This is a genomic window from Ruegeria lacuscaerulensis (assembly GCF_013033355.1).
Taxonomy (GTDB): domain Bacteria; phylum Pseudomonadota; class Alphaproteobacteria; order Rhodobacterales; family Rhodobacteraceae; genus Ruegeria; species Ruegeria lacuscaerulensis_A.
This window is the reverse complement of the sequence record NZ_WQDY01000001.1, coordinates 87,520-104,869: the sequence shown is the minus strand read 5'-3', so window position 1 is coordinate 104,869 and position 17,350 is coordinate 87,520. Positions and strand designations below refer to the sequence as shown.

The window sequence follows — 17,350 nt, the reverse complement described above, 5'->3', positions numbered from 1 at the left end:
GCGGTCGTATTTTGAACGAGAAGAAGGGCCGGGTCCGAAAGGTATCCGGCCTTGGCATATCAGGGGCGGGTCATGAGCTTTCTTGGGGTTGAACAGTCTTTGTCCGGGCGGCGGTGGGTCGGCCCCTCGGCGGATGTGGAACGCGCGACCGAGATGCTGGTGCAACAGGCAGGCCTGCCGCGCGCGGTCTGTCAGGTACTGGCGCGCCGTGGCGTTCCCGCGATGGAGGCCCCCGGTTTCCTGGACCCCAAGCTTAAAGAGCTGCTGCCCGATCCGCGAGACATGAAGGATATGGAGGTCGCAGCAACCCGGTTTCTGACGGCGGTGCGCGCCAAACAGAGGATTGCTGTTTTTGCGGACTATGATGTGGACGGCGGAAGCTCAGCTGCGTTGCTGTTGGTCTGGTTGCGTCAGATGGGGTTGCAGGCGACGCTGTACGTGCCCGACCGAATTGATGAGGGCTATGGCCCCAATGTGCCCGCAATGCAGGAGTTGGCGGCGCAGCACGATCTGATTATCTGTGTCGATTGCGGCACGCTGAGCCATGAACCGATCGCGGCAACCAAGGATGCGGATGTGATCGTTTTGGATCACCATTTGGGGGGTGAGACCCTGCCCGAATGCGTGGCCGTGGTGAACCCGAACCGGCAGGATGAAAGCGGCGATCTGGGCTATCTGTGTGCGGCTGGCGTGGTGTTCTTGATGCTGGTCGAGGCCGGGCGGCAACTGCGTGAGGCCGGGGTTAAGGGACCGGACTTGATCTCGCTGCTGGATTTGGTGGCGCTGGCGACCGTGGCAGATGTCGCTCCTCTGATCGGGGCGAACCGCGCACTGGTGCGTCAGGGGTTGAAGGTGATGGCCCAGCGGCAGCGGCCCGGTCTGGTGGCCCTGTCCGACGTGGCGCGGATGGATTCGGCCCCGAACAGCTATCATTTGGGGTTCCTGCTGGGCCCCCGAGTGAATGCCGGGGGGCGGATCGGTCAGGCCGATCTGGGCGCGCGATTGCTCAGCACCGATTCCATGCACGAGGCCGAGGCCCTGTCGCAACGGCTGGATGAGTTGAACACCGAGCGCCGCGATATCGAAAACGCCGTGCGCGCGGCCGCCATCGAACAGGCCGAGGAGCGCGGGCTGGACGCGCCTTTGGTCTGGGCCGCCGGTGAGGGCTGGCATCCCGGCGTCGTGGGCATCGTTGCCTCGCGCCTGAAGGAGGCTGCGAACCGCCCCGCCATCGTCATCGGTTTTGATGGAGATGAGGGCAAAGGCTCGGGCCGATCTGTGAGCGGTGTTGATCTGGGGGCCTCGATTCAACGGCTGGCGGCTGAGGGGCTGCTGGTCAAAGGTGGCGGGCACAAGATGGCCGCCGGGCTGACAGTGATGCGCGATCAGCTGGAACCGGCCATGGCGCGGCTTTCGGAACTGCTGGCCAAACAAGGCGCGGGCGAAGGCGGCCCGGCGGATCTGAAACTCGACGGCACATTGATGCCGGGTGCGGCCACAGTGGACCTGTTCGAACAGATCGAAAAAGCAGGACCGTTCGGGGCCAGCGCCCCTGCCCCACGCTATGCCCTGCCCGATCTACAGGTGCGTTTTGCCAAACGCGTGGGCGAATCTCATTTGAAACTGTCCCTGTCCGATGGCGTGGGCGGCGGTCTGGACGCCATAGCCTTCGGTGCGTTCGACGGGCCAATGGGCGAAAAGCTGTCCAATCAAGGCGGCGCGCGGTTCCATTTCGCCGGTCGGCTCGAGGTCAATACATGGGGCGGACGGCAATCCGTGCAGCTTCGGTTGGAAGATGCCGCCGATGCAAATTGAGCCCGTCCCCGGCCCCAGCAAAAAACTTGTCCCTCCCTGCATTTTTCGGCTTGCGGGGGTGGTAGGTAAACCGTAAAAGGCCCTCCACAAGCCAGCGTGGCCCGTTCGTCTATCGGTTAGGACGCCAGGTTTTCAACCTGGAAAGAGGGGTTCGATTCCCCTACGGGCTACCACTTGTGCTTGTTTTGCCTAAATGGCCCGTTCGTCTATCGGTTAGGACGCCAGGTTTTCAACCTGGAAAGAGGGGTTCGATTCCCCTACGGGCTACCATTTCCTTACACTCCGAATTTCTCGCGGCACAGGTCTTCGATCTGCCCCCACGTGGATTTGAATTCTGGCGTGTTTTCCGCTGCATAGTGGAAGTTTTTCATCAACCCTGTCAGCTGCGTGAAAACCTGCCGCACCTCGGCCTTATCTTTGAAATCGGCGGTGGATTGGGTCACGCCATAGACAAGCTTGAATGTCATCTTCTGCCGCTCCAGCGGGACGGTCGCGTCCACCTGATCGAATGCGTCCTGCTGCAGATAGACCATATCCACAAACAGCCCCTTTTGCTGGGTGACGAAGTCTTCGATCGTGACGCCTTCTTCGCCCGTCACCTGCATCATTTGATCGACCTGTTCGCCCTTCTCAATAAGCGCCAGCAGATCGCGGACCTTGCCGGTCCAACCGGCTTCGGCGTTCTTGTCATACCAGTCCGATAGCTGATCCAGATAGCGCGACCAGCTGAGCATAGGGTCCACCGCCGGGTAGAATCGCTTGTAGGCACGCTCGGATGACAGGCCGAGGAAACACTTGACCGTGGACAAGGTCGACTGCGTGACTGGCTCGTCAAAATTGCCCCCGGCGGGGGACACGGTGCCAATCAGCGTCAGGCTGCCCAACGCGCCATCATTGGTCTTCATCGCACCCGCGCGCTCGTATAATCCCTTGATCGAGCTTTCTAGATAGGCGGGGAAGCCCTCTTCACCCGGAATTTCCTCAAGCTTGCCCGAGGTCTCGCGCATGGCCTGCGCCCATCGGCTGGTGCTGTCGGCAATCAGCAGCACGTCATAGCCCATCTGACGGTAATATTCGCCCAGCGTGATGCCGGTGAAGATCGACGCCTCGCGCGCTGCAACCGGCATGGACGAGGTGTTGCAGATGATGATCGTCCGGTCCATCAGGCTGCCGCCCGAGGTCGGGTCAGTCATTTTGGGGAATTCTGCAATAGTTTCCACCACCTCGCCCGCGCGCTCGCCACAGGCTACAACGATCACGATATCGACCTTGGAGTTCCGCGCGATCAGGTTCTGCAGCACCGTTTTGCCCGCGCCAAACGGGCCGGGAATACAGGCCGTCCCACCGCGCGCGATGGGAAAAAACGTGTCGATCAGGCGTTGCGAGGTCAGAACCGGTTCGGTCGGATAGAGACGTTCAGACAAGGCGCGTTTCAGGATGCTTTCTGGTAGCGCCCGCCGGACAGGCCATTTCTGCGACAATGTCAGTGTGTGTTCGCCGCCCTGCTCATCTTCAAGCCGGGCCACGATGTCGTGGATCGTGGCAGCCCCTTTCTGCACCCAGACGACCTTGTAATCGCCAACCCAGTTGAACGGCAGCATGATCTTATGCTCGAACCGCCCCTCGGGCACCGTGCCGATGCTGTCGCCCGCTGTCACCGTGTCGCCCACCTTTACCGAAGGTGTAAACGACCATTTCGCCAGCGTATCCAGCGGGGCCACGTCCGCGCCGCGCGGCAGGAAAGTGCCAAACTCAGCGGCGACCTTGGGCAAGGGCGATTGCAGCCCGTCAAACACCTGACCCAGCAGACCCGGCCCCAGTTCAACCGACAACAACTGGCCCGATTGTTCCACAGGGTCACCGACAGCCACACCATCGGTGCTTTCATAGACCTGCACATCCGCAGTGTCGCCGCGCACGCGCAGCACTTCGGCTTTCAAACGCTCCTGACGGCCACCGGGGCCGGGGCGCGTGGGCAGGATGAAGACCACCTCGTTCTTGACCAATTGCCCCGGCGCGCCCGAGGCATCTGCGTTGGCCTGAATTTGCACCAGCCCCTCTTGCACCGCGACAACGCGGGCAGTGGCGGTTTGGGTGACGGGGGTTGGGGCGGTCATGCGTAGGCTCCCTCAAAGTCGATATCGGCGACGTCGGCCATTGCCTGTTGTGCCAGTTTTTCAAATCGCGTTGCCGCATCCTGCGCATTGCTCTGCGCCCAGCGGTCGAAAATATTCCAGATCAGAACGTAAATCGCTACGGCCTCGAAATCGAACAGATGGCGGGCGGCGTGGCGTTTCAGCTGCTTATGGCTAACCGAAAGCAGAAGCCTCTCCAGACCCAGCGGGTCCTCGGCCTCCAGCAGTTGATGCGCTTCCTTGAGCCACGGCATCGAGCTCTCAAGCTTAAAGGTCGGATCGCTCCAGTTGGCCGGGATGTGGCGGACCCAGCGGCCCATGCCGAAGGTTCCGGCGGGCGAGCTGCCACCCTGTTTGCGAAGGCGCAATGCGGCTACGGCGGTGCGCAAATCCATCCGCTCCAGAAACAGCTTCTGCAGCGTCGGCTGCGGGATATCGCCCAGCGCGGCCTTGCACCGCTCGATGGCCTGCACGTCTGTCACGTCCATATCGTAATCGCCCCAGTTCAGGGCGTGCTCCAACACCTGCAGCACCTTCACATCCTCGGGCGTCAACGCGCGCAGCCGCCGGTCCAACCGCAGACGCGAGATCGGAGGTTGTTTGGCGACAAACAACCGCTCTGACCCCGGAAGGCTGCTGATCAGCGCGATATAGGCGTCGGGGTCCGACATGTTACCGGATCACCCCTTCCAACACGGCACGGAACCGGGGTTGCAGATGCTCCATCAGCAATGAGGCCACGGCCTTATCCGTCAAATCCAGTACCACGCCCTGATCCTCGGCGCGCACCCGGATACCGTCCTGCGTGCCGTCTGCGGCGTGAAGTTCCACCTGTTCGCGCAGCATGTCGGCGGTCAGGCCCAGCACATATTTCGTCAGCTTGCCCGACTGGATATCGTCAGCGTTCTGCTTGATATCCTCTTGCGTGGCCACCTTGGCGGGCAGGATCACCTGCACCTTACCGTCCAGCTTGGCCCCTTCCGCCGCGCGCCCGACGACCTCGAGGATCATCTGTTTCAACATCTCGGGATCAGCCATTTCCTTGGTGACAAGGCGTTCGACATCTTCGCGGAACCGATCGGTCAGACCCGCCTTCATGGTCAACACCGCATCACGCATGGCGGTGTTCAGCGCCTCTTCCCCGGCGGCGCGGTAATTGTCGGATTCGGTACGGGCCTTTTTCTGATACTCATCCGCTTCGCGCTTGGCATCGGCGAGGATCTTCGCCGCCTCGGCCCTGGCGTCGTTGCGCAGCTTATCCGCATCCGCCTGCCCCGCTGCCACGCCATCGCTGCGCAGCTTGTCGATCAGCGCATCAACCCCGTGCGAGATCATCCCGTCCTGTGCCATCAGCTGATCCCCGCGCTAATGACCAACGCAAAGACAAAGGCGAAGACGCCAAAGCCTTCGATGATCGCCGCCGGAGCCAGCGACAGGCCGAAGATTTCCGGTTTCTCCTTGGTGGCATTGATCGCCGCCGCACAGGCCCGGCCCTGCCAGATGCCGCAATACATCAGCGCAATCCCCGACAGGATGCCGATACCGAACAGCCCGCCCGCGTTTTCCGGGGTCACATCGCGGTTCAGCGTAAACATGATCACAATGCCATAAATCACCATGGTCGACGGAAACGCCGAAACGCCGATGAACCGGCCATAGCCGCCCTCGGTCTCGGTCATCGCGCCGATGCTGGCCTGCCCCGCGATGGCACAACCTATGGCGCTGGACGCCGCACCCAAAGCCATGGGTGCGTAGATTCCCAGCCAACCCAGTGTCAATACAAGCTCATTCATTCCTGAACCTCCTTGCGGGCGAACGGGCGAAAGACGATGCCTTCATCCGGCAGACCCCATTTAAAGAATTCGATGTAATTCAGACGTAACCCGTGGACGACGCCACTCATCATCGCGAGGGCGAAATTGAGGAGATGCCCGGCAATCAGAATCAGCAGCCCGAACAGGATGCCCGGCCCTTTCAGCGCCTGCATCACTTGGACCGCCAGATCGTTGAACGTGATCGCCAGCGAGGCCGAGGCCAGCCCCAGCGCAAACAGGCGCATGTAACTCAGGACATCGCCAAACGCCCCCATCGCACCCGCCAGCCCCTGCAGCCCTTCGATCAGACGCCACAGCCAGTCGGTTGGTTTGGTGATCTGTCGCTCGCTAGTGAACAGCAGAATGGTCAGAAAGCCTGCGACCATCAGGACCGCTCCGGGCAGGGTCGCGCCGTCGTTCATGTAGGCCAACCACAGAACAAACCCGCCGATTAGCACTCCGATCCAACCTATATTGGCAACCGCTCGGCGCCGTCCCCACGCCGCCCGCGCGGCCAATGCGTTGGCCAGCACCAGATGGAACACCCCCACCACGATCGAGATCATCATCATCGCGTTGAAATTGTTCAGATCCAGTATCTTGAGCCGCGCCCAGATCGACCCCTCTGCCGGGGACGCGCCGAAATAGCTGCCGACCATGACCCCATAAATCACCGTCGCACCCGCGATGATCACACCATAGAGCCGCCACGACCGCTGCGCCGGGGTCTTGTCCATCTTTTTCCAGAAGGCCAGCAGGCCCAGCAGGATCACCGCGCCATAACCCGCATCCGCCACGATCATTGCAAAGAAGATCGCAAATGAGGCCGCAACAATGATGCTTGGATCCCAATCCTTGTAGCCCGGTATCTGGTAAAACAGCGCCAGATCGACAGCCGCGCTGCGGTTTTCGGGCTGCTCCAGCAGCGTCGGCGGCGCGTCATCCGGGCCCGGTTCCTCGATCAGAACAGCACCGTCTCGCATTTGCGCCATCTCCAGCACCGCATCCACACGATCTTCGGGCACCCAGCCCTGCAGGGCAAACATCGCGCCCTCGTCGCGGACCTTCTGTGTGGCGTGGGCCAGTTCCGCTGCGCTTTCCGCCGCCGACAGGTTGCGGCGCATCAGGGTCAGGTATCGGGTTTGGGCGATGCGTTCGGCCTCCAGCGCCTCAATGGCGATCTCGGCCTCTTCCAGCTGCGCTTCAAGCTCATGGATCGGCAGTGACCCGGTATGGGTGCGCGGCACCGGCAGGATATCGTCGCCCGGATCGTCGGGCGCGATCAGCACGGCGTAAATATAGCGGTGATCCTGTTCCAGAATGGCCCAGGGCAGTTTGACCTCGGACAGCGCCTCGCGGTGTTTCACCGGCAGTTGGTAGAACCACAGCCGATTGCCCGCCAGAACGTCATCGGGTGGAAAGTCCAGGTCCCCCCACGGACGCACCTGCGCAATCCGATGCGCCAGAAAATCCCGCCGATCTGTTGCCTCTCGGGTGCGCTGCATCAGGTCAAGCACGTCGCGCACGAACTGGTCCATGTCGAAGGCCGGATCGCGCTGTATCTGGCGGCGCGGGTCGGCCACGTCGGTCAAAAAGCGCAGCGCCTTATAGGCGTCATGCGCGCCACGTTCGCTGATCTTTTCCGGCTCGGCGGGTGGAGGCGCCAGCGGCAGTACATGCATACAACCTAGCTCCTGCAACGCCTCTAACGTGTCGCCCTTATGCGCGGCCGGTCCGACGAGGGACAGTTTCTTCAGCCGTGCAACGCTCATGTCAGTGCCTCCTGCGCATGTTTGCGTTTGGAGATCTTCGAGCGCACAACCGATTGCATCTGTTCATCGCTCAGATAGATGCGGATCTTCTTGATATTGGCCTTGGCGCGCGGGATCAGAACCTTCTCGAACAGGTTCACCCGCTGCGTGATCGTGGCCACGGCCTTATCGAAGATGCGCACCCGTTCCTCGGCGACCTTCACACGCAGCCGCGCCTCGATCATGTCGTGCAACAGGCTGGAGGTAGCATCGACCCAATGGGGTTTGGCCAACAGCGAATAGGGTCGCACGGCAACTTCGATCCGGTCCAGATCGGGCATCTTGACGCCGACCACGTTGACCTCTTTCAACTGGTAATCCTTCAACTCGACCAACCCGTCCAGGTCGACCCCCTGCTGTGCCAGCATCGGCAGCTTTTCCCCGACCTGCTGCGCCAGATCATGCACCTCTCGCTGAAGGCGTTGGACATCTTCGCGCGCCTTGGCGCGTTCCGCCATCAACTGCTGGCGCTTGAGGTCCAGCGACGGCAGGAACCGCTCATAGCTTTTCAGCTGGGTCTGCTGGCGCGCCAGCGACGATTTATTCAGCTGCAACCGCGCCATCGGTATCCTTTGGGAAATACTTGTCGACCAAGGCCTGCTTCATCAGCAACTGTTCAGGCTGGAAACACTCGGCCAGCGTCTTCCACCCCAGATCCAGCGCGTCCTCCAGCGGGATCGAGACGTTGATATCCATGAACCGCGCCCGGAACAGCGCGCCGAATTTCAGCAACTGGTGATCGTAATCCGACAGATCAAAGGCCATCGCCTGTTTCTGCGCCGCATCGCGGCTTTCGGAATAGAAGCGGATCATCGTGTTCATGATCTGCCCGTGATCTTCACGCGTGGTCTTGCCGATCACGTTCTGCTTGAGGCGTGACAGGCTGCCGAACGGGTCAATCACCCCCGAATGCAGGTAGAACTGGCCTTCGGTGATATAGCCCGTGTTGTCGGGCACCGGGTGCGTCACGTCATTGCCGGGCATTGTCGTCACGGTCAGCACTGTGACCGAGCCCCCCTTTGCGTAATCGCACGCCTTCTCATACCGCCGCGCCAATTGCGAATAAAGATCACCCATATAGCCGCGCTGCGAGGGCACGCGTTCCTGACTGATCCCCACCTCTTTCATCGCATCAGCATAGGCGGTCATGTCGGTCAGAAGAACCAGCACCCGCTTGCCTTCCTCAACCGCGAATTTCTCGGCCACCGCCAGCGCCATATCCGGCACCAGCAGCCGTTCCACCAGCGGGTCCATCGCTTGATTGACGAACATCACCGTGCGCGAGAACACGCCCGCATCCTCGAACGACGTCCGGAACGTGTGATAGTCGTCAAAGATCAGCCCCAGCCCACCAAAGACAACGATATCAGCATCCGCCTGAATGCCGATCCGGCTGAGAAAGGCATTGAACGGCTCGCCCGAGACCGAAAAGATCGGGATTTTCTGGCTTTCCACCAACGTGTTGAACACGTCGATCATCGGGACATCGGTGCGGATCATCTTGTTGGGCACTGCACGTTCCGAGGGGTTCACCGTCGGCCCGCCAATCTCGATCCGCGGCTCGGACGAAAGGTCCGGCCCACCGTCGATTGCCACCCCTGCCCCGTCAAAAACACGGCCCAGAATATTCGCCGAGTACGGCGTCTGCATCGGATGACCCAGAAAAGTGGCTGTCGCCTCGGTCGAGATACCCTTGGTGCCCGAGAACACCTGCAGCGTCACCACATCCCGGTCGATGAAAATCGCCTGCGCCAGCGTTTTGTGTCCGTCGATGGTTTCGATCACCGCCAGATCGTTGAACCGCACAGCGGCGTCAGCCGACCCGTCCAGCGGCACCCGAACCTTGATCGTGTCGCCGACAATTTCCAGAACGCGTGTGTACTTCAAAAGACTTTGGGACATGAAACATCCTCAGTCATAAAAATAAAATTTGTCGCCCGGGCGCGCACCGCTTCGGGGCTTGTACGTGGAAGCAGCTTACTAAGAATCAACAACTTGGCAAGGATAGATGCCGATCAACGAATGAGTTACCCGACAAGACGCGCGAATCCGTCCGTCAAAGGCCCTCATCATCAAAAAGCGCATGTTTTTAAGGCTGTAAGGTGACCAATCTCATTTACTAAAAATTTAGTTTGACACATATGCAAAAAATCGCTGATGCTGAGCGCTATCCGGTCCGCACCGGATCACATAATCTTTGGGAGGAGACAGATGCGGAGACATCTACTTTGCGCAGTGGCGGCGGCGGCCGTCATTGCGGGCCACGGCTCTGCTTGGGCCGACGAAGCCGCAGCAACACGTTGGATCGACGACGAATTCCAGCCATCGACCCTGTCGAAAGACGAACAGATGGGCGAGATGAAGTGGTTCATCGAAGCTGCACAACCCTATGCCGGGATGGAAATCAACGTTCTGTCCGAAGGCATCCCCACGCACTCGTATGAATCCGAGGTTCTGACCAAGGCATTCGAGGAAATCACCGGCATCAAGGTCAACCACCAGATCCTGGGCGAAGGCGAAGTGGTTCAAGCTGTTCAGACCCAGATGCAGACGGGCCGGAACCTGTATGACGGCTATGTCAACGACAGTGACCTGATCGGTACGCACTCGCGCCTTCAACTGGCCTATAACCTGACCGAACAGATGGCAGGTGACTGGGCGGCGACCACATCGCCGACGCTGGATCTGGATGACTTCATGGGCATTCAGTTCACCACTGGCCCGGACGGAAACCTGTATCAGTTGCCCGACCAGCAGTTCGCGAACCTCTATTGGTTCCGCAAGGACTGGTTCGATGATGAGGCCAACAAGGCCGCATTTAAAGAGAAGTATGGCTATGACCTTGGTGTTCCTGTCAACTGGTCAGCCTACGAGGACATCGCCGAGTTCTTCACCAATGACGTGAAAGAAATCGACGGTGTCGCAATCTATGGCCACATGGATTACGGCAAGCGCGCGCCGGACCTGGGCTGGCGTATGACCGACGCTTGGCTGTCGATGGCCGGTGCCGGTGACGTGGGCGAGCCGAACGGTGTTCCGGTCGACGAATGGGGCATCCGCATGGAAGCGGGCACCTGTAACCCCGTTGGCGCGTCTGTGTCGCGCGGTGGTGCTGCAAACGGTCCGGCTGCGGTCTACGCGATCCGAAAATGGGACGAATGGCTGCGGAACTATGCGCCTCCGGGTTCGGCGTCTTATGACTTCTACCAGTCGCTGCCGGCGCTCAGCCAAGGCAACGTGGCCCAGCAAATCTTCTGGTACACCGCCTTTACCGCCGACATGGTCAAGCCGAAGTCCGAAGGCAACAACACCGTGGATGACGAAGGCACGCCGCTGTGGCGGATGGCGCCCAGCCCGCATGGCCCCTACTGGGAAGAAGGTCAGAAAGTTGGTTATCAGGACGTGGGCTCCTGGACGTTCCTCAAGTCGACCCCCTCGGATCGTGCCCAGGCCGCGTGGCTTTACGCTCAGTTCGTGACGTCCAAGACTGTCGATGTGAAGAAGTCCCACGTGGGTCTGACCTTCATCCGCGACAGCTCGGTCAACCACGAGTCCTTCACCGAACGCGCACCCAAGCTGGGTGGTCTGGTCGAGTTCTACCGCTCGCCCGATCGTGTGGCATGGTCGCCGACTGGCATCAATGTTCCGGACTATCCGAAGCTGGCCCAGATCTGGTGGCAGCAGATCGGTGACGTGAACTCGGGCGCCTTCACCCCGCAAGAGGCGATGGATCGTCTGGCCGAGGAGATGGACATCACCATGGCCCGGATGCAGGCCGCCGATGAGGCCGCCAACGTCTATGGCGGCTGTGGCCCACGCCTGAACGAGCCGCAGGACCCTGCCTTCTGGCTGGAAAAAGCGGGTTCGCCCAAGGCCAAGTTGGACAACGAAAAGCCGCAGGGCCAGACCGTCAACTATGACGAACTGGTTGCGCGCTGGCAGGCCAACTAAGCCAATGCAACCGGGGGTGCCGTGCGCGGCATCCCCACCCCACGACCAGTGCGCTGCACTGAAGGACCGGAACCCACGGACATGATCGAACTTCAAGACGCCACCAAGCGGGTTGGCAACGTTATTCATATCAAGCCTACCAACCTGAAGCTGCAGACCGGCCATTTCAATGTGCTGCTGGGGGCTACGGGATCGGGCAAGACCTCTCTGATCAAGATGATGGCCGGGCTGGATCCGATGGCCTCGGGCACAGTGCTGATAGATGGGCAGGATGTGACCCGGCTGAACACGCAAAAGCGACAGATCAGCCTGGTGCACCAGTTCTTTGTGAACTACCCGCATATGACTGTTTTCGACAATATCGCCTCGCCCCTGCGCGTGGCGGGCATGGCGCAATCCGAGATCGAAGGCCGCGTGGAAGAGGCCGCCGACCTGCTGCAGTTGCGCCCCATGCTGCACCGCCGCCCGCATGAGCTGTCGGGGGGTCAACAACAGCGTACAGCTCTCGCCCGCGCGATTGCCAAGGAAAGCCGCGCGGTGTTTCTGGACGAGCCTCTGGCAAACCTCGACTACAAACTGCGCGAAGAACTGCGCGAGCAACTGCCCGATTTGTTCGCGGGGCGCGGGGCCGTGGTGGTTTATGCGACCTCGGAACCAGAAGAGGCGCTGCTGCTGGGCGGCTACACCGCCCTGATGGAGGATGGCCGCGTCACGCAGTTCGGCCCCACAGCAGATATCTATCGTAATCCTGAAAACATCGCCGCCGCGCGTGTGTTCTCGGACCCACCGATCAACGTGGCCCACATCACCGTATCGGGCGCTCAAGCGCAACTGGCAGGTGGCGGAGGCTGGGCCGTCTCGGACATGGACGATGGAGACTACATGGTCGCCGTGCGCCCGCACCGGGTGACGCCGTTCCGCACATCTGATGCGGATGTGGAACTGACAGGCCGGGTCATTGTGACCGAGCTGTCTGGCTCAGATTCCAGCGCGCATTTCCGGCATGGATCAGATGATTGGGTCTCGCTGGCGGCGGGGGTGCATCCCTACCAAGTTGGCGAAGATCACAGTTTCTACATGAACCCGGCGCATTGCCGGTATTTCAGCCAAGACGGCAAAAGGGTGGCCTGACATGGCACAGATAAAACTTTCGAACCTGCGACACAGCTATATGCCCGCGCCGAAAGGCCCCGAAGATTATGCGCTAAAGGAAATCGACGTCACATGGCGCGATGGCGGAGCCTATGCGCTGCTGGGGCCGTCGGGCTGCGGCAAGTCCACCTTGCTGAACATCATCTCGGGCCTTCTGACCCCGTCCGAAGGACAAATCTTGTTCGATGATCGGGACGTGACCACCCTGCCCCCCGACCAGCGCAACATTGCGCAGGTGTTCCAGTTTCCAGTGATCTACGACACGATGACTGTGGGCGAAAACCTGGCCTTTCCGCTGAAAAACCGAGGCGTTGACCCGGCAACGATCAAACGCCGAGTCGATGAGATTGCCGAAATGCTGGATGTCACGGATATGCTGAGCACCCGCGCCAGCGGCCTCAGCCCGGATAACAAGCAGAAAATCTCGATGGGACGCGGGCTAGTGCGCGACGACGTGAACGCGGTGATGTTTGACGAACCGCTGACCGTGATTGACCCACATCTGAAATGGAAACTGCGGTCCAAGCTGAAAGAGCTGCACCAGCGGGTCAAAGCCACGATGATCTACGTGACCCACGACCAGACCGAGGCCCTGACCTTCGCCGACGAAGTCGTTGTCATGCAAGAAGGCGAAGTGGTGCAGATCGGCACGCCGGTTGAACTGTTCGAGCGCCCTCAGCATACGTTTGTGGGTCACTTCATCGGCTCACCCGGCATGAATGTTCTACCCTGCGAGGCCAAGGGCGACCGGGCCGTGTTTGAGGGCCATGAAGTGGTGCTGGAAGGCCCAACCCATGGCGACGGAGGACGCACTGATCTGGGTATCCGCCCGGAATATGTGGGCTTTGGCGATACAGGCATTCCGGCGCATGTCACTAAAGTGTCCGATATCGGCCGCCACTATGTGGTCAGCGCGATGGTCGGCAACACGGCCCTCAAGGCCGTGACCGAACACTCTGTGCCTGAACCGGGCTCAGAGGTCTTCCTGCAATTCAAACCAGAACAATCCCGCGTATACCGCGACGGCTGGATCGCAACCGAGGAGCGCAGCTGATGAGAACGGAAAACCAAAAAGCGTGGTTCTTTGTCCTGCCGGTACTGGCGCTGGTCGCGTTCAACGCGCTGGTGCCGATGATGACGGTGGTCAACTACTCGGTGCAGGAAACCTTTGGCAACAACCAGTTCTTCTGGGAAGGACTGGGCTGGTTCGAACAAATCCTGCGCTCAGATCGGTTCCAAGCAGCCCTCGGTCGGCAGTTCCTCTTTACCTTCCTGATCCTGCTGATCGAGGTGCCTCTTGGCATTATTGTAGCCCTATCGATGCCCCGCAAAGGGTTCTGGGTGCCAGTCTGTCTGGTGCTGATGGCCCTGCCGATGCTTATTCCTTGGAACGTGGTGGGCTCGATGTGGAACATCTTCACCCTGCCGAAAATCGGCCTGATGGGATACTTCCTGAATGACGTTCTGGGCATCAACTATGACATGACGCAGCAGCCGCTGTCGGCTTGGATCACGGTCATTGTCATGGATGTCTGGCACTGGACCTCGCTGGTTGTCCTGCTGTGCTATGCGGGCCTCGTGTCGATCCCAGATGCCTATTATCAAGCGGCCAAGATCGACGGAGCCAGCCCGTGGTCGGTGTTCCGCTATATCCAGCTGCCCAAGATGAAAACCGTCCTGACCATCGCCGTTCTGCTGCGGTTCATGGACAGTTTCAACATCTATACCGAGCCCTTCGTTCTGACCGGCGGTGGCCCCGGCAACTCAACCACCTTGCTGTCGATCGACCTTGTGAAGATCGCGCTGGGACAGTTCGACCTTGGCCCTGCGGCGGCAATGAGCCTGATCTATTTCGCCATCACGCTGCTTGTGTCGTGGGTCTTCTACACTCTGATGACAAAGGATGACGCAGAATGAAAAAGCGCTCCATCATCCCGATTCTCTATGTCGCGTTCCTGATGCTGCCGATCTATTGGCTGGTCGCGATGTCCTTCAAGACCACGAACGAGATCCTGTCGGGCTTTTCCCTGTTTCCCCAGACTTTTACGCTGGAGAATTACATTACCATCTTCACCGATCCGACGTGGTATTGGGGCTATATCAACTCGATCGTCTATGTGACGCTGAACACGGTGCTGTCGGTCTGTGTGGCCCTGCCTGCGGCTTATGCGTTCTCGCGTTATCGGTTTCTGGGCGACAAGCAGCTGTTCTTTTGGCTGCTGACCAACCGGATGGCCCCGGCCGCCGTGTTCGCGCTGCCGTTCTTTCAGCTCTATTCCTCGATCGGGCTGTTTGACACCCATCTGGCCGTGGCGCTGGCGCATACGCTGTTCAACGTCCCGTTGGCGGTCTGGATTCTGGAAGGCTTCATGCGCGGCATCCCCAAGGAACTGGACGAAACCGCTTATGTCGACGGCTATTCCTTCCCGCGCTTCTTCGTGACGATCTTCCTGCCCAACATCAAAGCGGGCGTGGGTGTCGCGGCGTTCTTCTGCTTCATGTTCTCATGGGTCGAAATGCTGCTGGCCAAAACCCTCACGGCGGTCGAGGCGAAACCCATCGCCGCCGTGATGACCCGCACCGCCTCCAGCGCTGGGTATGAGCTTGGCCTGCTGGCTGCGGCCGGTACGCTGACCATCATCCCCGGTGCCATCGTCATCTGGTTTGTCCGCAACTACATCGCGCGTGGGTTCGCGATGGGCCGTGTGTGAGGTTCGATATGCGTAAACTACTTCTCACCCTCCCCTTCCTGCCGTCGATGGCGGCGGCCCAACAGGCGGGCTGGGGCAGTGTCGGCCAGCAAGAGGAAAAAGGGTTTTCCTGGACCGATCCCTTGTGGCCCGATTTCTGGATGGCCTGGACGCCCGCAACGCTGGCGCTGTTCGTCGGCATCTTTTCGGCCATCGCCCTGATTGGCGTGCTCGAAGGGTTCAAGTTCCGCGACGGGATCGAACGGCGCGGCGTGCTGGGCCTGACGACCACCCTAGGCGACCGGCTGTTCATCACCCTGCTGGGATCGGCCTATATCTTCCTCGCTTGGCTTGGGATCGTCGGTCAGCCCGTCTGGACCCCGCTATTCCTGTCGATCGGCTGGGGGATTTTCGTCTTCTGGAAAGTTTGAGCTTTGCGAAACAGCGAAAGGATGCTTGTCTGTCAGGCATACTAAAAAATGCGACACGAAAGACCGATGCGAAAGAAAAAGACAACAAACCTTCTGACCGAGGTAGAGCTGGAGTTCATGAATGAGCTCTGGGCACTTGGTCAGGGCTCGGTCCGTGACGTGCTTGATCGTCTGCCACCAGAACGCAATCTGGCCTATACCTCTGGCGCAACCATCCTGCGGATTCTCGACGAGAAAGGCTTTGTCGAAAGCCGCAAGGACGGCAAGACGCTGATCTATACGCCGCTGCTGGAGAAGGACAAGTATCAGGCACGGTCGTTGCAGAACCTCTCGCGTACATTGTTCGATGACACGCCTGCCTCGCTGGTGGCGCGTCTGGTTGACGATGCGGGCCTGAGCGAAGCCGATCTGGAGGATATTCGGGCACTGGTAGAGAGGAGACTGCAAAATGACAGCGGTTAAACCGGTTCTCGACGTATATCTGGAATTAAACATCGTGCTGGGTCTTGCTGCCCTGATTTGGATGGCCGCCCGGGTGGCTCTGACCAAAACTCCGATGCAATATGGATTTGTTGCGCAGTTGAGGGCGCTCAAAGCGTTGTGCCTGTGCGTTTTGATCAGCCCAGTGTTGGCTGTGGGTATAGGCGCGCTTGCGGCGCAAACGTCGTCTAACGGGACAGTCGCAATAGGCGACATCGCCGTAGCGGCCTACTTGCGCGGAGAAATCGCAATGCCTGCAACCCAGTTTGAAGCGCTTCTGAACACGCGTGAACGCTGGGTCGAAATATTGCTCTCGGGCGCCTATCCATTGGTGTCTGCTGCTCTGTCCCTTTTGGCGGTTATGGCGGTTGTCTATCTATTGCGGGCCGTCCGCGATGGGATAGCGATCCGCCAAACTATTCAAAACAGCTTTCTTTGGCGTCGCTCGGCCAAAGTAGACATTCGTCTGTCGGACCGGATTACCGTGCCCTTTGCGGTTCGCGGCCTGTTCCGCCGTCATGTCGTTTTGCCCAGCCACCTGCTGGACACCCCGCGCGAGCTGCGATTTGCCCTTGCGCATGAGCTGCAACACGTGCGCGCCGGCGATGTGGAATGGGAATTGGGTTTTGAACTGCTTCGCCCCCTGCTGTTCTGGAATCCAGCCTATATTGCGCTGAAATATCAATTCGACCGCTTGCGCGAACTGGCTTGTGACCAGTCGGTGGTCTCCCGCAGGGGTATCGACGCGCGCGACTATACGAACTGCCTGCTGGACTACTGCGCCAAAACGATCAGCCGCGGCAGCCCGCGTGTTCTGAACGTCGCGCTTGTGACCGGTGGAAAAGCCAAGCGAGTCCTGCGCCAACGTGTATTGGCCCTGACCGAGGCCCCGTCGGTGCAATCCACGGCACCGGTCGTTTTCCTTGTCCTAACGCTGACATTCGCCGCCGTTCTGGGCTTGGGCGCTGCTTCTGTCCAGCAGACCGAAGACTGGAGCCACGACCGGCTTATGCTGTCCACGGTCGTCAATCTGGAGCGTCTTGAGGCCCGCAACGCTGGCAACTGATCCGG

At 60.0% G+C, this 17,350-nt stretch carries 16 protein-coding genes and 2 tRNA genes; 11 read left to right on the top strand and 7 right to left on the bottom strand.

All coding sequences use genetic code 11. The features are described 5' to 3' along the window. Nucleotides 1-72 precede the first annotated feature (72 nt). From recJ to GOW48_RS00470, 3 genes are all read left to right on the top strand, one after another. Complete coding sequence (recJ, locus tag GOW48_RS00480; RefSeq protein WP_170750530.1) at nucleotides 73-1,815, top strand: single-stranded-DNA-specific exonuclease RecJ; 1,743 nt, start codon at nucleotides 73-75, stop codon at nucleotides 1,813-1,815. 98 nt (nucleotides 1,816-1,913) lie between these two features. Beyond that, nucleotides 1,914-1,988, top strand: a tRNA-Glu gene (locus GOW48_RS00475). A 22-nt stretch (nucleotides 1,989-2,010) separates the two neighbouring features. Then, nucleotides 2,011-2,085: transfer RNA gene (locus tag GOW48_RS00470), tRNA-Glu, on the top strand. A 5-nt stretch (nucleotides 2,086-2,090) separates the two neighbouring features. Here GOW48_RS00470 and GOW48_RS00465 read toward each other — a convergent pair. From GOW48_RS00465 to GOW48_RS00435, 7 genes are read right to left on the bottom strand one after another with little or no spacing between them, the layout of a single operon-like run. Beyond that, nucleotides 2,091-3,932, bottom strand: coding sequence for a V-type ATP synthase subunit A (locus GOW48_RS00465; protein ID WP_170750529.1), 1,842 nt, complete (start codon nucleotides 3,930-3,932; stop codon nucleotides 2,091-2,093). Then, a complete protein-coding gene (locus tag GOW48_RS00460; RefSeq protein ID WP_170750526.1) occupies nucleotides 3,929-4,621 on the bottom strand; it encodes a hypothetical protein in 693 nt (230 codons plus the stop codon). Before GOW48_RS00460 ends, GOW48_RS00465 begins: the two co-directional genes overlap by 4 nt. A 1-nt stretch (nucleotide 4,622) precedes the next feature. Continuing rightward, nucleotides 4,623-5,300 carry a hypothetical protein gene (locus GOW48_RS00455; protein ID WP_170750524.1) on the bottom strand — a complete coding sequence of 226 codons (678 nt, stop codon included), beginning with the start codon at nucleotides 5,298-5,300 and terminating at the stop codon, nucleotides 4,623-4,625. Then, complete coding sequence (locus tag GOW48_RS00450) at nucleotides 5,300-5,743, bottom strand: ATP synthase subunit C (protein ID WP_170352721.1); 444 nt, start codon at nucleotides 5,741-5,743, stop codon at nucleotides 5,300-5,302. Before GOW48_RS00450 ends, GOW48_RS00455 begins: the two co-directional genes overlap by 1 nt. Next, nucleotides 5,740-7,536 (bottom strand): V-type ATP synthase subunit I, encoded by a 1,797-nt coding sequence (locus GOW48_RS00445; protein WP_170750522.1) that lies wholly within the window; start codon nucleotides 7,534-7,536, stop codon nucleotides 5,740-5,742. The genes GOW48_RS00450 and GOW48_RS00445 overlap by 4 nt, the downstream gene beginning before the upstream one ends. Beyond that, nucleotides 7,533-8,138, bottom strand: coding sequence for a V-type ATP synthase subunit D (locus GOW48_RS00440; RefSeq protein WP_170352719.1), 606 nt, complete (start codon nucleotides 8,136-8,138; stop codon nucleotides 7,533-7,535). The genes GOW48_RS00445 and GOW48_RS00440 overlap by 4 nt, the downstream gene beginning before the upstream one ends. Continuing rightward, complete coding sequence (locus GOW48_RS00435) at nucleotides 8,116-9,477, bottom strand: V-type ATP synthase subunit B (protein WP_170750520.1); 1,362 nt, start codon at nucleotides 9,475-9,477, stop codon at nucleotides 8,116-8,118. The genes GOW48_RS00440 and GOW48_RS00435 overlap by 23 nt, the downstream gene beginning before the upstream one ends. A 309-nt stretch (nucleotides 9,478-9,786) precedes the next feature. Here GOW48_RS00435 and GOW48_RS00430 point away from each other — a divergent pair, with 309 nt between their 5' ends. From GOW48_RS00430 to GOW48_RS00395, 8 genes are all read left to right on the top strand, one after another. Next, nucleotides 9,787-11,526: an ABC transporter substrate-binding protein gene (locus GOW48_RS00430; RefSeq protein WP_170352717.1), complete on the top strand. Its 1,740-nt coding sequence runs from the start codon at nucleotides 9,787-9,789 to the stop codon at nucleotides 11,524-11,526. A gap of 81 nt (nucleotides 11,527-11,607) precedes the next feature. Then, nucleotides 11,608-12,657 carry an ABC transporter ATP-binding protein gene (locus GOW48_RS00425; RefSeq protein WP_170750518.1) on the top strand — a complete coding sequence of 350 codons (1,050 nt, stop codon included), beginning with the start codon at nucleotides 11,608-11,610 and terminating at the stop codon, nucleotides 12,655-12,657. Between the two features lies 1 nt (nucleotide 12,658). Next, the gene (locus GOW48_RS00420) at nucleotides 12,659-13,732 is read left to right on the top strand and encodes an ABC transporter ATP-binding protein (protein WP_170750516.1); all 1,074 of its coding nucleotides are present in this window, start codon (nucleotides 12,659-12,661) and stop codon (nucleotides 13,730-13,732) included. After that, nucleotides 13,732-14,595 carry a carbohydrate ABC transporter permease gene (locus GOW48_RS00415; protein WP_170724206.1) on the top strand — a complete coding sequence of 288 codons (864 nt, stop codon included), beginning with the start codon at nucleotides 13,732-13,734 and terminating at the stop codon, nucleotides 14,593-14,595. The genes GOW48_RS00420 and GOW48_RS00415 overlap by 1 nt, the downstream gene beginning before the upstream one ends. Further along, nucleotides 14,592-15,389, top strand: a complete 798-nt coding sequence (locus tag GOW48_RS00410) for a carbohydrate ABC transporter permease (protein ID WP_170750514.1) — start codon at nucleotides 14,592-14,594, stop codon at nucleotides 15,387-15,389. Before GOW48_RS00415 ends, GOW48_RS00410 begins: the two co-directional genes overlap by 4 nt. A gap of 8 nt (nucleotides 15,390-15,397) precedes the next feature. Further along, the gene (locus GOW48_RS00405; protein ID WP_170352712.1) at nucleotides 15,398-15,799 is read left to right on the top strand and encodes a DUF2160 domain-containing protein; all 402 of its coding nucleotides are present in this window, start codon (nucleotides 15,398-15,400) and stop codon (nucleotides 15,797-15,799) included. Between the two features lie 66 nt (nucleotides 15,800-15,865). Continuing rightward, the gene (locus tag GOW48_RS00400) at nucleotides 15,866-16,261 is read left to right on the top strand and encodes a BlaI/MecI/CopY family transcriptional regulator (protein WP_170352711.1); all 396 of its coding nucleotides are present in this window, start codon (nucleotides 15,866-15,868) and stop codon (nucleotides 16,259-16,261) included. Beyond that, nucleotides 16,248-17,345, top strand: coding sequence for a M56 family metallopeptidase (locus GOW48_RS00395; protein WP_170750512.1), 1,098 nt, complete (start codon nucleotides 16,248-16,250; stop codon nucleotides 17,343-17,345). Before GOW48_RS00400 ends, GOW48_RS00395 begins: the two co-directional genes overlap by 14 nt. The last annotated feature ends 5 nt before the right edge of the window (nucleotides 17,346-17,350 follow it).

Coding starts and splice junctions, on each gene's coding strand:
- GOW48_RS00455 (WP_170750524.1), bottom strand. CDS start 5,300: ATGGCACAGGACGGGATGATCTCGCACGGGGTTGATGCGCTGATCGAC.
- GOW48_RS00425 (WP_170750518.1), top strand. CDS start 11,608: ATGATCGAACTTCAAGACGCCACCAAGCGGGTTGGCAACGTTATTCAT.
- GOW48_RS00465 (WP_170750529.1), bottom strand. CDS start 3,932: ATGACCGCCCCAACCCCCGTCACCCAAACCGCCACTGCCCGCGTTGTC.
- GOW48_RS00460 (WP_170750526.1), bottom strand. CDS start 4,621: ATGTCGGACCCCGACGCCTATATCGCGCTGATCAGCAGCCTTCCGGGG.
- GOW48_RS00410 (WP_170750514.1), top strand. CDS start 14,592: ATGAAAAAGCGCTCCATCATCCCGATTCTCTATGTCGCGTTCCTGATG.
- GOW48_RS00400 (WP_170352711.1), top strand. CDS start 15,866: ATGCGAAAGAAAAAGACAACAAACCTTCTGACCGAGGTAGAGCTGGAG.
- GOW48_RS00395 (WP_170750512.1), top strand. CDS start 16,248: ATGACAGCGGTTAAACCGGTTCTCGACGTATATCTGGAATTAAACATC.
- GOW48_RS00450 (WP_170352721.1), bottom strand. CDS start 5,743: ATGAATGAGCTTGTATTGACACTGGGTTGGCTGGGAATCTACGCACCC.
- GOW48_RS00445 (WP_170750522.1), bottom strand. CDS start 7,536: ATGAGCGTTGCACGGCTGAAGAAACTGTCCCTCGTCGGACCGGCCGCG.
- GOW48_RS00415 (WP_170724206.1), top strand. CDS start 13,732: ATGAGAACGGAAAACCAAAAAGCGTGGTTCTTTGTCCTGCCGGTACTG.
- GOW48_RS00420 (WP_170750516.1), top strand. CDS start 12,659: ATGGCACAGATAAAACTTTCGAACCTGCGACACAGCTATATGCCCGCG.
- GOW48_RS00435 (WP_170750520.1), bottom strand. CDS start 9,477: ATGTCCCAAAGTCTTTTGAAGTACACACGCGTTCTGGAAATTGTCGGC.
- GOW48_RS00440 (WP_170352719.1), bottom strand. CDS start 8,138: ATGGCGCGGTTGCAGCTGAATAAATCGTCGCTGGCGCGCCAGCAGACC.
- recJ (WP_170750530.1), top strand. CDS start 73: ATGAGCTTTCTTGGGGTTGAACAGTCTTTGTCCGGGCGGCGGTGGGTC.
- GOW48_RS00430 (WP_170352717.1), top strand. CDS start 9,787: ATGCGGAGACATCTACTTTGCGCAGTGGCGGCGGCGGCCGTCATTGCG.
- GOW48_RS00405 (WP_170352712.1), top strand. CDS start 15,398: ATGCGTAAACTACTTCTCACCCTCCCCTTCCTGCCGTCGATGGCGGCG.